Genomic DNA, 14210 nt, shown 5'->3' on the forward strand with positions numbered 1-14210 from the left:
TAAGTCGCCTTTTTTGTGTCCGATTATTCTGGGCGTGGCTTCAACGGGAAACGTCTGCGTACCAGCACAAAGAACAGAGGAACAAAGTAAATCGCCAGGATAGTGGCAGAAATCATCCCGCCCATTACGCCAGTCCCCACCGCATGCTGACCGCCGGAACCTGCGCCACTGCTGATGGTCATCGGCAACACCCCAAAGATAAACGCCAGTGACGTCATCAGAATTGGGCGTAAGCGTTGGCGACAGGCATGCAGCGTGGCGTCGAGCAAGTCGTGACCTTTCTCGTTCATCTCATTGGCGAATTCAACAATCAATATTGCGTTCTTCGCCGAAAGCCCGATCACGGTGAGTAAACCCGACCTGAAAGTACACGTCGTTTTCCAGGCCGCGCATCCAGGTAGCGAGCAGCGCGCCAATGACCCCCAGCGGTACAACCAGCATGACGGAGAAGGGAACCGACCAGCTTTCGTACAACGCCGCCAGACACAGGAACACCACCAGCAAAGAAATGGCGTACAGAGCTGGCGCCTGAGAGCCCGACAGCCGTTCCTGGTAAGACATCGCGGTCCATTCGAGGCCGAATCCGGTCGGCAACTGGTGGACCAGCGATTCCATAATGTCCATCGCCGTACCGGTACTGACGCCTGGGGCGGCTTCGCCAACAATCTCGACGGCGGAGTAGCCGTTATAGCGTTCCAGACGCGGTGAACCCGTTTCCCAGCGCGACGTGGCAAAGGCCGAGAAAGGCACCATGCCGCCGCTATTATTGCGGACGTACCACAGATTGATGTCGTCCGGGAGCATGCGATATTTTGCCGCCGCCTGCACGTAAACCTTCTTCACGCGACCCCGGTCCATAAAGTCATTGACGTAGCTGGAGCCCCAGGCCGTTTGCAAGGTGTCGTTGATGTCATCAATGGAAACGCCCAGCGCCTGGGCTTTGCGCTGATCGATATCAATTTGCAACTGCGGGCTGTCGTCCAGACCATTATGACGAACGCGGGTCAGAGACGCGTCTTTCCCGGCCAGCTCAATCAGCTTGTCGCGCGCGGCCATTAACGCATCATGGCCCGCACCGGCGTGATCTTGCAGCTCCATATCGAAACCGGCAGAGCTCCCGAGACCGCTAATCGCCGGAGGGCTGCTGGCGAAGACGCGGGCTTCCTTAATCTTATTAAAGGCTTTGGTCGCGCGCTCGATGATGGCGAAAGAGGTTCCGGTGGTGGTGTCGCGATCATCCCAGTCTTTTAAGCGGACAAACATCCGCGCCACGTTTTGACCGTTCCCGCCAGGGCCGGAACCGACCGTGGAAAAGACCGACGTAATGTTGTCTTTCTCATGGGTGAAGTAATACTTCTCCACTTCCTCAACCACTTTCAATGTTTGCTGCTGCGTGGAGCCGCTGGGCAACTGTATCGAGGTGGTAAACATGCCGCGGTCTTCGAGCGGCAGGAAGGAGGTTGGCAGGCGCAGGAACAGGAAAACCATACCGCCGAGCAGCAGGCCGTAAATCAGTATCCAGCGCAGGCTGCGGTGCAGGATCCTGGCGACGCCTTTTTCGTAGCGTTCGGCGTTGCGGTTAAACATCCGGTTAAACCAGCCAAAGAAACCGGTTTGCCCGTGATGCTCGCCTTTATGTAGCGGTTTGAGCAGAGTGGCGCACAGAGCAGGGGTGAGGATCATCGCCACCAGAACTGAAAGAACCATTGCGGAGACGATGGTAATCGAGAACTGGCGGTAAATAGCCCCGGTAGTGCCGCCGAAGAACGCCATCGGGATAAACACCGCCGACAGCACCATGGCGATACCGACCAGCGCGCCCTGGATTTGCCCCATCGATTTCCGCGTCGCTTCCCGCGGCGAGAGGCCTTCCTCACTCATAATACGCTCGACGTTTTCCACCACCACAATGGCATCATCGACCAGCAAGCCGATCGCCAGCACCATCGCAAACATCGTCAGGGTGTTAACGCTGTAGCCAAAGGCGTAGAGCACGGAAAAAGTACCCATCAGGACGACGGGAACGGCGATTGTAGGAATCAGCGTGGCGCGGAAGTTTTGCAGGAACAGGTACATCACAAGGAATACCAGCGCGATCGCTTCCAGCAGTGTTTTCACCACGTCGATGATTGAGGCTTTGACAAAGGAGGTAGTTTCATACGCCACCTTGTATTCCAGCCCGTGCGGAAAATACTGTGAGAGCTCGTTCAGGCGGTCGATAACCAGCTCCGCCGTTGCCATTTCATTGGCGCCGGAGGCCAGTTTTACCCCCAGACCGGAAGCCGGGTGGCCGTTGAAGCGGCTGAGATAGTCGTACTTTTCCGCTCCCATTTCGACCGTCGCCACATCGCCCAGTTTAACTTCTGAGCCGTCCTGATTGACGCGTAGCGTAATCGCGCGAAATTCATCCGGAGTCTGCAGCAGCGACTGGGCGTTGATCGTCGCATTCAGCGCTTGTTTGTCCACCGAAGGCGTGCCGCCAAGTTGCCCGACGGCAATCTGCGCATTCTGTGACTCGATAGCATCGGTCACATCTTTGGCGGTCATCTGGAAGCTGTTAAGTTTGACCGGGTCGAGCCAGATACGCATGGAATATTGTGAACCGTAGGCGTCAATATCGCCCACGCCGTTTATACGACTGAGCGGATCCTGGATATTACTGGCGACGTAGTCGGCGATGTCCTGCTTATCCATTGAGCCATCGGTGGAGACGAAGGCGATGGTCAGAATATTGGTGTCACCGGTCTTGCGCACCGTGACCCCTTGATTCTGTACCGCCTGCGGCAGCTTACGCATTGCCGATTGCAGCTGGTTTTGCACCTGCTGGACGGCTTCATCAGGATCGGTTCCCGCGAGGAAGCTCAGCGTAACCGACGCCTGGCCTGTCCCGCTGCTCTGCGACGACATGTACATCAGATTATCGAGACCAGTCATGTTCTGCTCGATAACCTGGGTGACGGTATTTTCCAGGGTTTGTGCGGACGCGCCAGGGTAGTTCGCGGTTACCCGCACGTTTGGCGGTGCCAGATCGGGATATTGCTCAACGGGCAGCGAAAAAATAGCCAGGGCTCCTGTCAGGCACAACAGGATTGCTAACACCCAGGCAAAAATGGGGCGATCGATGAAAAAATTCGCCATTAAAAGGGGACCTCGTGTTTCTGCGTATCGTTATGGGTGTGAATTGCTTCACTTTAGCGGCAAGGTACGGGGCAAACGTGGAGAAAAAAAGAAGATAATGTAAATTATCATGCCCGTTTACAGCTTACCTTTCGTGCCAACGCCGTCAGGCCTGGATCGAGAACCGACGGCGCTTTGCGGTTCTTTACGTTAGCTCACCGTCGGATTCTGCCGAACGAAAACTGATACTCACCAGCGTTCCCCCTCCGGAGGGTTGAGAGAAAGTCAGCGTGCCGCTCAGCCTTTCCGCCCGCTCGCGCATAATATTTAACCCATAGTGCCCCGAAGGCTCATGCGGCTCGCCAATGCCGATGCCGTTATCGCGAATATAAACCGTGTGATTACCATCCGGCGCGGTCACGCAACTGACGGCAATTTCGGTTGCGCTGGCATGTTTAATCGCGTTCAGCACCGCTTCACGGACGATCTGCAGCAGATGCACCTGCATTTGCGCGTCCAGCGCCAGCGTCGGTAACCGGCAATCAAGCGTCAGTTTAGCCGAGGTCTGATTTTGCAGCGTTTCCAGCATTTCATGCAGGGCGGAGGGGAGATCGGCCTGCTGTAAAGTCAGGCGGAAGGTTGTGAGCAGTTCGCGTAGCTGGCGGTAGGCGTCGTTCAGCGCCTGAGAGAAATCCGCCATAATGCTTTGCGCTGGGGCGTTATCTTCGGGAATCGAACGCTTCAGCAGCGTGAGCTGAATGCGTAAATAAGAGAGCACTTGCGCCAGCGAGTCGTGCAGCTCGCGCGCAATCGTCGCCCGCTCCTCCATTAACAACAGCTGCTGAAAATGTTTTTGCGCCTGGTTGAAGTACAACCCGCGACCGAGCATCGAGGAGACGCTGTTAAGCAACGGGGTAGAAGCATTGACGTTCGGGCTTTGCCAGTGCAGTTCACCGTAGACGGTTTCCTGCATGGTGACCGGCAGGATCTGCATCGGCAGCTCGGGGCTTTTTGCGCCTTCGCTAATTCGCCAGTTATCTCCGACGGTGAGTTCCAGGAAATAGGCGGCGTCATGCTCGCGGACGATCTGTAAAATATGGCGGAAGCAGTACACATCAATCTGACTGGTATTTAACGCCTGAGAGCACTGATACAACACTTCCAGACGACGATTAGCTTCGTGGAGATCGTGGGTCTTCTCAGCGACAGACGCTTCCAGTGAGCGGTACAGCTTGTGTAATTCACTCGACATCTGGCTGAAGGTCTTGCCCAACAACCCGAGTTCGTTGGGCAAATCAGTATCCAGCGAGGGGATGTCAAACTGACCGTGTTCAATGTGCTGGCTGGCCACCACCAGCTTATTCAGCGGACGCACCACCTGCTGGCGAATACGCCGTAAGGTAAAGAAAACGAGGGTGAAAATGCCGATCCCGCCTGCCAGTGAAATACCAAAAACCAGCATCACTTTGCGTTCAGCATAATGTTGCAGCGCCAGCACGAAGAGATCGATTTGATCGACATAGTTATTGATATTGCTCTGGTACCAATTTAAATCGCCATCGATCAGACGGGCGTTCATTTCCAGCCAGTTTGCATGTAGACGTCCATAGCGACTTTTTACCGCTTGAGGCACGTACCACGCGTTCAGGTTCTGTAGTGCTGGCGAATTTAGCGCCTGCTGGAAAAGCTGGCGGTGAGCGTTAAGCTGCGGACTTTGGCTTTGCAGATCGTAACCCAGACGGTAACTTTGCATGCGCAATGAGCCAGCCACGTTGATGGCTTCAGCATCTCGCAAGCTGCTGGTCAGCGTGAGCAGAGCAATACCCGTTGAGAGAATCGACAACAGCACTATGTAGAAAAAAGCTTTAGCCAGACTGGCCGAGACCGGACGCTTTACCGTCACTTGTGCATCCTCACACAATACACGTCGCGCCTTAAAACAGCCCGAACGATGCGGTGTATTTGATAAATGTTAATAAAACGCCATGAAACTGGATGGTAACTGAAACGCAATTTCATATGCGATGAAATAAATTGATCTGCCACAGGTTCTGGATAAATAGTTGTGCTTCCTGGGCAAATGAACATTGCCGCTTCCTTCCGTGTCGGTTAATAACAACACTCATATAAAGAATAAGGTTTTTGCAACCAAAAAAGAAGGAAGCCATGAATCGTTTTATTATGGTTAATAGCCAGCAGTGCCTGGGATGCCATGCCTGTGAGGTCGCCTGCGTCATGGCTCACAATGGCGAGCAGCATGTCCTGAGTCAACGGCATTTCCAGCCCCGAATTACCGTCATCAAGCATCAGCAGCAGCGCAGTGCGGTAACCTGCCATCACTGTGAAGATGCGCCCTGCGCCAGAAGTTGCCCGAACGGGGCAATCAGCCATGATAACGACAGCGTTCAGGTGAACCCGAAAAAGTGTATTGGCTGTAAATCGTGCGTCGTTGCTTGTCCTTTCGGCACGATGCAGATCGTACTCACTCCTGTCGCTAAAGGGAAGGTGAAAGCCACTGCGCACAAATGCGATTTGTGTCAGGGACGCGAACAGGGACCCGCCTGCGTAGAGAACTGTCCGGCGCAAGCGTTACAACTGGTGACGGAAAATTCGCTTACCGGTCTGTCAAAAGCGCGCAGGCTACGCACCGCCAGTCTGGAAAGCCAGCCCTGGCATGCCAACGCCACCGATTTCGTTTCGCATGCAATTACCAAACGTGAGCAAATGCAGGCGACGCCTGCGCGTGGTGAGCCGGATAAGCTGGCAATTGAGGCCCGTAAAACCAGCTTTGAGGAGATCTATCTGCCGTTTCGTACGGCGCAGGCGGAACGGGAAGCGTCCCGCTGCCTGAAATGCGGCGACCACAGTATTTGCGAATGGACCTGCCCATTGCATAACCATATTCCGCAGTGGATTGAACTGGTCAAAGCCGGGAATATCGATGCGGCGGTTGAGCTTTCTCACCAGACCAACTGCCTGCCGGAAGTGACCGGGCGCGTATGTCCGCAGGACCGACTTTGCGAAGGGGCATGTACGGTGCGTAGCGAGCATGGGGCGGTCACTATCGGAAATATTGAGCGTTACATCTCTGATCGGGCCCTGAGCAAAGGATGGCGACCGGACTTAAGCCACGTGCAGAAAGTGGATAAGCGCGTTGCTATCATCGGCGCGGGTCCGGCGGGTCTGGCCTGCGCGGATGTGCTGGCGCGCAGCGGAGTCAGCGCCACCGTATACGATCGCCACCCTGAAATCGGCGGTTTGCTGACGTTCGGCATTCCGGCCTTCAAGCTGGACAAATCGCTGCTGGCCCGCCGCCGTGAAATCTTCAGCGCCATGGGTATTCATTTCGAACTTAACTGTGAAGTGGGTAAGGATGTGGCGCTGTCGGCGCTGCTGGAGGATTACGATGCCGTGTTCGTGGGCGTAGGAACCTATCGTTCCATGAAGGCGGATCTGCCGAATGAAGACGCGCCTGGCGTTTATGACGCGTTACCGTTCCTGATTGCCAACACCAAGCAGGTGATGGGGCTGGATGAACTGCCTGAAGAGCCGTTTATCGACACCGCCGGACTGAACGTGGTTGTACTGGGCGGAGGCGATACGGCAATGGACTGCGTGCGTACCGCGCTGCGTCATGGCGCACGCCAGGTGACCTGCGCTTATCGTCGTGATGAAGCCAACATGCCCGGTTCGAAAAAAGAGGTGAAGAACGCCCGGGAAGAGGGGGCGAACTTCGAGTTTAACGTCCAGCCGGTTGAGCTGGTGTTGCATGATGATGGGCGAGTCAGCGGCGTGCGTTTTTTACGTACCCAGCTTGGCGAGCCGGACGCGCAGGGGCGTCGTCGCCCGGTTCCCCTCGCCGGGAGTGAGTTTGTCATGCCCGCAGATGCGGTGATCATGGCGTTTGGTTTTCACCCACATGGCATGCCGTGGCTGGAGACGCATGGGGTTAAGGTCGATAACTGGGGGCGCATTGCCGCCAATGTTGAAAGCGCATACCGTTATCAAACCAGCAACCCGAAAATCTTCGCCGGTGGTGACGCGGTACGCGGTGCGGATCTGGTGGTTACGGCGATGGCGGAAGGACGGCATGCCGCCCAGGGGATCGTCGACTGGCTGGGCGTAAAATCAGTCAAATCTCACTAAGTCGCTAAGAAGGCCGGATAAGGCGCGTTAGCGTTGCTATCCGGCTCTGTGCCGCATAATTGCCTGATGGCGCTTCGCTTATCAGGCCGACATTGCACCAAGACAAACCCGGTTTCACGGCGTAGTATTATTTCTCACTTCTTGCTGTGGAGCCGGTATGTCGCAAAAAATTACCCTCATCAAAGATAAAGTCCTTTCCGATAACTACTTCATCCTGCGCAATATCACCTATGACCTGACCCGTAGCAATGGAGAGGTGATTCGTCACAAACGCGAGGTTTACGATCGCGGCAACGGCGCCACTATCCTGCTGTATAACCCGGAGAAGAAAACGGTGGTGCTCATCCGCCAGTTTCGCGTCGCCACCTGGGTCAATGGTAATGAAAGCGGTCAACTGATTGAAACCTGCGCCGGGCTGCTGGATAACGACGAACCGGAAGCGTGCATTCGGAAAGAGGCCATTGAAGAGACCGGCTTTGAAGTGGGTGAAGTGCGTAAGCTGTTTGAACTCTATATGTCGCCGGGCGGCGTGACGGAGATAATTCATTTCTTTATTGCGCAATACAGCGACAGCCAGCGGGCAAATGCGGGCGGAGGGGTGGAAGATGAAGATATTGAGGTTCTGGAGCTGCCGTTCACACAGGCGCTGGAAATGATTAAAACGGGTGAGATCCGTGACGGTAAGACGGTGCTATTGCTGAACTATTTGCAGTCGTCGCATCTCATGGACTAATGCGCGGGATTTATATTTCTTTACAAATTTTCGGCCAATCCGACGATTCTTATTGAGCCACATCAGTCGCGCAAGGAAGATACCGCTTAGGCTGTGTGTTTTGACTTCGGGGTTGTACCGTCCATGCGCTATCGCGTTATTTTACTTTTCCTGCTCGGGTTGTTACCCGTCCGTTTGCTGTGGGCCGCGCCCGCGCAACAGACGTTTTCTGACTGGCAGGTGACGTGCAATAACCAAAACTTTTGCGTGGCGCGCAATACCGGAGAACATCACGGCCTGGTCATGACCTTGAGCCGCAGTGCCGGGGCACATACCGACGCCGTGTTGCGTATTGAACTGGGTGGGCTGGAATCGCCCACAGCCAAAGAGAGCGATATTGCGCCACGTCTGCTACTGGATGGCTCAGCGCTCCCGCTTCGCGGCGAACACTGGCGTATTACCCCCTGGCAACTGATGACCGATGATCCGGCCACCATCAGCGCATTTTTAACAACCGTACAGGACGCGAAGGCGATAACCCTGCAAAAAGGGGCGCAAAACCTGTCCCTGGTCGGGCTAAAAGCCGCGCTGCTTTTTATCGACGCCCAGCAAAAACGGGTCGGCAGCGAAACCGCATGGATTGAAAAAGGCGACGAGCCTCCGCTCAGCGTACCTCCCGCTCCCGCTTTAAAAGGCGTGGCTGTGATTAACCCAACGCCAACGCCTCTCACGCAACAAGAGCGCAGTGAATTGCTGGATTACGGTAACTGGCGGATCAACGGTATTCGCTGTTCGATCGATCCGCTGCGTCGCGAGATGCGCGTCACGGCCTTAACGGATGATAAAGCGCTGCTGATGATCGGCTGTGAAGCCGGGGCATATAACACCATCGATCTGGCGTGGGTGGTTTCACGTACTACCCCGTTGACGTCACGGGCGGTACGGCTAAGCCTGCCTTTTAAAACGGATGCGGAAAGTCGCGATATGGAGCTGACCAACGCCACGTTTGATGAGAAGTCGCGCGAGCTGGTAACCCTCGCTAAAGGACGAGGGTTGGCAGATTGCGGTATCCAGACCCGCTGGCGCTACGACGGCCAGCGTTTTCGTCTGGTGCGCTATGCCCAAGAGCCAAGCTGCGATAACTGGCATGGGCCAGATGCCTGGCCCACGCTGTGGATCACACGTTAAGCACCTTATGCGCTTTGTCGACAATGTTATCCACCGTAAAGCCGAAGAACGGGAACAGCTTGTCTGCCGGAGCCGACTCCCCATAACCCGTCATACCGACAATCGCCCCTTTCAGCCCAACATATTTGTACCAGTAGTCGGCAATTCCTGCTTCTACCGCCACGCGCGCGCTGACGTTTGAGGGGAGAACCGATTCCCTATACGCCTCATCCTGGGCGTCGAAGATATCGGTTGAGGGCAGAGAAACCACTCGCACGTTACGACCTTCACCGGTCAGTTTTTCCGCTGCCAGCAGTGTGATTTCCATTTCTGAACCGGTAGCAATCAGGATAACATCCGGCTTACCGCCACCATCCTTCAGCACATAGCCGCCGCGGGCAATCTGCTGCACTTGCTCAGGCGTCCGCTCAACCTGCGCCAGATTTTGCCGCGAGAGGATCAGCGCCGTTGGCCCGTCATGGCGTTCGACCGCCAGCTTCCAGCCTACCGCCGCTTCAACCTGATCGCAGGGTCGCCAGGTGCTGAAATTAGGCGTCAGACGCAGGCTGGCGAGCTGTTCGACGGCCTGGTGCGTGGGACCATCTTCCCCAAGGCCAATCGAGTCGTGGGTATAAACCATGATTTGTCGGGCTTTCATCAGCGCCGCCATGCGTGCGGCATTACGGGCATATTCGACAAACATCAGGAACGTTGCGGTGTACGGTACGAAGCCCCCGTGGTGAGCGATACCGTTGGCAATCGCGGTCATGCCAAACTCCCGCACGCCGTAGTGGATGTAGTTTCCTGCATGATCCTCTTTAAGAGAAGTGGAGCCTTTCCAGATGGTCAGGTTGCTGGGCGCCAGATCCGCCGAACCGCCAAGTAGCTCAGGCAGTATCGGCCCGTAGGCGTTCAGGGTATTTTGCGAGGCCTTACGGGTGGCGATTTTGGCCGGATTGGCCTGCAGCTCGGTGATATATTTCTGGGTCGTTTCTTCCCACTCTTCCGGCAGTCCACCGCTCATCCGGCGGGTAAACTCTGCCGCCAGATCCGGATGCGCATGTCGATAAGCGGCGAATTTCTCATTCCAGCTCTGTTGGGCTTTCTCGCCTTTTTCACGAGCGTCCCACGCCCGGTAAATCTCTTTGGGGATTTCAAAGGCAGGATGATGCCACCCCAACTTCTGCCGGGTCAGCGCCACTTCTTCTTCACCCAGCGCCGCGCCGTGCGCTTCTTCTTTCCCGGCTTTATTCGGTGAACCAAAACCAATCACCGTGCGGCAGATAATCAGCGACGGTTTATCGGTAACGGCCTGTGCTTCCTGAATCGCTTTTTTCACCGCCTCAGGGTCATGACCGTCAATCTCGTGCACCACATGCCAGTGATAGGCCTCAAAGCGTTTCGCGGTATCGTCGGTAAACCAGCCGTCGGTTTCGCCATCAATTGAGATGCCGTTGTGATCGTAAAAGCCGATGAGTTTGCCAAGTCCCAGGGTGCCCGCCAGCGAGCACACTTCGTGAGAAATGCCCTCCATCAGACAGCCGTCGCCCATAAAGACCCAGGTATAGTGATTAACAATCTCGTGGTCTGGCTGGTTAAACTGCGCCGCCAGCGTGCGTTCTGCAATCGCCATTCCGACAGCGTTGGCTAAACCCTGACCCAACGGTCCGGTGGTGGTCTCCACGCCCGGCGTATAGCCAATTTCCGGGTGTCCTGGCGTCTTCGAATGGAGCTGGCGGAAGTTCTTTAACTCTTCGAGCGGCAGGTTGTAGCCGGAAAGATGCAACAGGCTGTAAAGCAGCATTGAGGCGTGGCCATTGGATAAAATAAACCGGTCACGATCGTACCAGGTGGGATCGGACGGGTTATGGCGCAGGAAATCGTTCCACAGTACTTCGGCGATATCGGCCATCCCCATTGGTGCTCCAGGGTGGCCAGAGTTAGCTTTTTGGACGGCATCCATACTTAGCGCACGAATGGCATTGGCAAGCTCTTTACGGGTCATAGGAAATACTCCTTGAAAAGTAAAGTGTTAGATGCGTGTTGTGATTCACACTTTTGAGATAATTGCGGGCGTTGTCAGCAAAAAGCATAGCAGACAAGCATGGTATTGCTGGCTTAAGCAGGTAACATAGATGTTATAAATTGATAACAAATTCTTTCTTTGAATGGTGAGAGTATGGGGACCTTCAAAGTTTGTGCCGTTGACTGAGGTGATAATGTGCGGCTCAGTAGAATGGTTACCCGCGCCACTTTTTTGATAGATACGTGAAAGGAACAACAAGATGGATGACCAGTTAAAACAAAGCGCCCTCGATTTCCACGAATTTCCGGTACCCGGTAAAATCCAGGTTTCTCCGACCAAGCCTCTGGCAACCCAGCGCGACCTCGCGTTGGCCTACTCGCCGGGCGTGGCTGCACCGTGTCTTGAAATTGAAAAGGACCCGCTGGCAGCCTACAAATACACCGCACGCGGCAACCTGGTTGCGGTTATTTCCAACGGTACTGCGGTTCTGGGCCTGGGTAATATTGGCGCGCTGGCCGGTAAACCAGTGATGGAAGGTAAAGGTGTTCTGTTTAAGAAATTCGCCGGGATTGACGTGTTCGACATCGAAGTTGATGAACTCGATCCGGATAAATTTATCAACGTGGTAGCGGCGCTTGAACCAACGTTTGGCGGCATTAACCTCGAAGATATCAAAGCGCCGGAGTGCTTCTACATTGAGCAAAAACTCCGTGAGCGCATGAATATTCCGGTATTCCATGATGACCAGCACGGTACGGCAATCATCAGTACTGCCGCAATCCTTAACGGTCTGCGGGTGGTTGAGAAAAATATCTCTGATGTGCGCATGGTGGTGTCCGGTGCAGGTGCGGCGGCGATTGCCTGTATGAACCTGCTGGTGGCGCTGGGTATGCAGAAACACAACATTGTGGTCTGTGACTCCAAAGGGGTGATTTACAAAGATCGTGAACCAAACATGGCGGAAACCAAAGCGGCTTACGCAGTGGTGGATGACGGTAAGCGTACGCTGGATGATGTCATTGACGGCGCAGACATTTTCCTCGGTTGCTCGGGTCCGAAAGTGCTGACGCAGGAAATGGTTAAGAAGATGGCGCGTGCGCCAATGATCCTGGCCCTCGCCAACCCGGAACCGGAAATCCTGCCGCCGCTGGCGAAAGAGGTGCGTTCTGACGCCATCATTTGCACCGGCCGTTCCGACTACCCGAACCAGGTTAACAACGTTCTGTGCTTCCCGTTCATCTTCCGCGGCGCGCTGGACGTCGGCGCTACTGCCATCAACGAAGAGATGAAACTGGCCGCGGTACACGCCATTGCTGAGCTGGCGCACGCCGAGCAGAGCGAAGTGGTGGCCTCCGCCTATGGCGACCAGGACCTGAGCTTCGGGCCGGAATACATTATTCCGAAACCGTTCGACCCGCGTCTGATCGTCAAAATCGCCCCTGCGGTGGCGAAGGCGGCGATGGATTCCGGTGTGGCAACGCGTCCAATTGCCGACTTTGACGCTTACATCGATAAGCTGACCGAATTCGTCTACAAAACCAACCTGTTCATGAAGCCGATTTTCTCTCTGGCACGCAAAGCGCCGAAGCGCGTGGTGCTGACTGAAGGGGAAGAGGCGCGTGTACTGCATGCCACGCAGGAGCTGATCACTTTAGGTCTGGCGAAACCGATCCTGATCGGTCGCCCGAGCGTTATCGAAATGCGTATCCAGAAACTGGGTCTGCAGATCAAAGCGGGCGTCGATTTTGAGATCGTCAACAATGAGTCAGATCCGCGCTTTAAAGAGTACTGGAGCGAGTACTACCAGATTATGAAACGTCGTGGTATTACCCAGGAGCAGGCGCAGCGTGCGGTAATTGCCAACACCACGGTGATCGGCGCGATCATGGTGCAGCGCGGCGAAGCGGATGCAATGATCTGCGGTACGATTGGCGACTACCATGAGCACTTCAGCGTGGTGAAAGAGGTGTTTGGTCACCGCGATGGCGTGCATACTGCCGGGGCGATGAACGCCTTGCTGCTGCCAAGCGGTAACACCTTTATCGCCGATACCTACGTTAACGACGATCCTACGCCGGAGCAACTGGCGGAAATCGCCGTGATGGCGGCAGAAACCGTGCGTCGCTTTGGTATCGAACCGAAGGTAGCGCTGCTGTCGCACTCCAACTTTGGCTCATCTAACTGTCCGTCGGCCAGCAAAATGCGCGAAGCGCTGGAGCTGATTAAGGCGCGTGCGCCAGAGTTGATGATTGATGGCGAAATGCACGGCGATGCTGCGCTGGTGGAAAGCATCCGTCATGACCGCATGCCGGACAGTCCGCTGAAAGGCTCAGCGAATATTCTGGTGATGCCGAATATGGAAGCTGCCCGTATTAGTTACAACTTACTACGCGTTTCCAGCTCTGAAGGCGTAACGGTCGGCCCGGTGCTGATGGGGGTTGCGAAACCGGTTCACGTATTAACGCCGATCGCTTCTGTTCGTCGTATCGTTAATATGGTGGCGCTGGCGGTCGTAGAAGCCCAAACTCAGCCGCTGTAATTTCACTTTAATTTATTTCCGGCGCGGGTTTCTCCCGCGCCTTTTTATTTCCCCTTTCTTAGTGATCCACTTCACCTTTTAAACATGGTTGCCGAATTTTGTTATTTACTCTGACAAAAAATTGCCACGATGAGGGCAGTTTTAGCGGAGGCGGTGAGCAATGGAAAAAGAACGCATTATTCAGGAATTTGTGCCGGGGAAACAGGTTACGCTGGCGCATCTCATTGCGCACCCTGGTGAGGAACTGGCGAAAAAGATCGGCGTTCCCGAAGCGGGTGCCATCGGCATCATGACGCTGACGCCAGGCGAAACCGCGATGATTGCCGGTGACTTAGCTATGAAGGCGGCAGATGTACATATCGGCTTTCTCGATCGATTCAGCGGTGCGCTGGTCATCTACGGCTCGGTAGGCGCGGTAGAAGAAGCGTTATTACAGACGGTAAGCGGTCTGGGTCGGTTATTAAATTTCACTTTGTGCAACCTGACAAAAAGTTAATCAGAGG

The 14210-nt window shown here is 55.0% G+C and carries 7 protein-coding genes and 1 pseudogene; 5 read left to right on the forward strand and 3 right to left on the reverse strand.

Going from position 1 to position 14210, the window contains the following annotated elements; translation table 11 throughout:
* Positions 1-23: 23 nt before the first annotated feature.
* Together acrD and narQ are read right to left on the reverse strand one after the other, a co-directional pair.
* Positions 24-3138, reverse strand: a pseudogene (gene acrD, locus HV037_RS07295) (multidrug efflux RND transporter permease AcrD).
* Positions 3139-3322: 184 nt separating this feature from the next.
* Positions 3323-5020, reverse strand: coding sequence for a nitrate/nitrite two-component system sensor histidine kinase NarQ (gene narQ, locus HV037_RS07300; RefSeq protein WP_016157109.1), 1698 nt, complete (start codon positions 5018-5020; stop codon positions 3323-3325).
* Between the two features lie 263 nt (positions 5021-5283).
* On the opposite strand from narQ, the gene aegA reads away from it, so the two are divergent.
* The 3 genes from aegA to HV037_RS07315 all read left to right on the forward strand — a co-directional run bounded on the left by aegA (position 5284) and on the right by HV037_RS07315 (position 9163).
* A complete protein-coding gene (gene aegA / locus HV037_RS07305; protein ID WP_049270080.1) occupies positions 5284-7263 on the forward strand; it encodes a formate-dependent uric acid utilization protein AegA in 1980 nt (659 codons plus the stop codon).
* A gap of 157 nt (positions 7264-7420) precedes the next feature.
* Complete coding sequence (gene nudK, locus HV037_RS07310; RefSeq protein ID WP_016157107.1) at positions 7421-7996, forward strand: GDP-mannose pyrophosphatase NudK; 576 nt, start codon at positions 7421-7423, stop codon at positions 7994-7996.
* Between the two features lie 123 nt (positions 7997-8119).
* Positions 8120-9163, forward strand: coding sequence for a DUF1176 domain-containing protein (locus tag HV037_RS07315; RefSeq protein WP_029139621.1), 1044 nt, complete (start codon positions 8120-8122; stop codon positions 9161-9163).
* Here the strand turns inward: HV037_RS07315 and tkt are convergent.
* The gene (tkt, locus tag HV037_RS07320) at positions 9153-11147 is read right to left on the reverse strand and encodes a transketolase (protein WP_016157105.1); all 1995 of its coding nucleotides are present in this window, start codon (positions 11145-11147) and stop codon (positions 9153-9155) included. The two genes, HV037_RS07315 and tkt, sit on opposite strands and share 11 nt — an antisense overlap.
* Before the next feature lie 280 nt (positions 11148-11427).
* On the opposite strand from tkt, the gene maeB reads away from it, so the two are divergent.
* Both maeB and eutS read left to right on the forward strand, forming a co-directional pair.
* Positions 11428-13707, forward strand: a complete 2280-nt coding sequence (gene maeB, locus HV037_RS07325) for an NADP-dependent oxaloacetate-decarboxylating malate dehydrogenase (protein ID WP_016153959.1) — start codon at positions 11428-11430, stop codon at positions 13705-13707.
* A gap of 160 nt (positions 13708-13867) precedes the next feature.
* The gene (gene eutS, locus HV037_RS07330) at positions 13868-14203 is read left to right on the forward strand and encodes an ethanolamine utilization microcompartment protein EutS (protein ID WP_003037995.1); all 336 of its coding nucleotides are present in this window, start codon (positions 13868-13870) and stop codon (positions 14201-14203) included.
* Positions 14204-14210 lie beyond the last annotated feature (7 nt).

This window comes from Citrobacter sp. RHBSTW-00017 (genome assembly GCF_013797615.1).
In the GTDB taxonomy this organism is placed as follows: domain Bacteria; phylum Pseudomonadota; class Gammaproteobacteria; order Enterobacterales; family Enterobacteriaceae; genus Citrobacter; species Citrobacter braakii.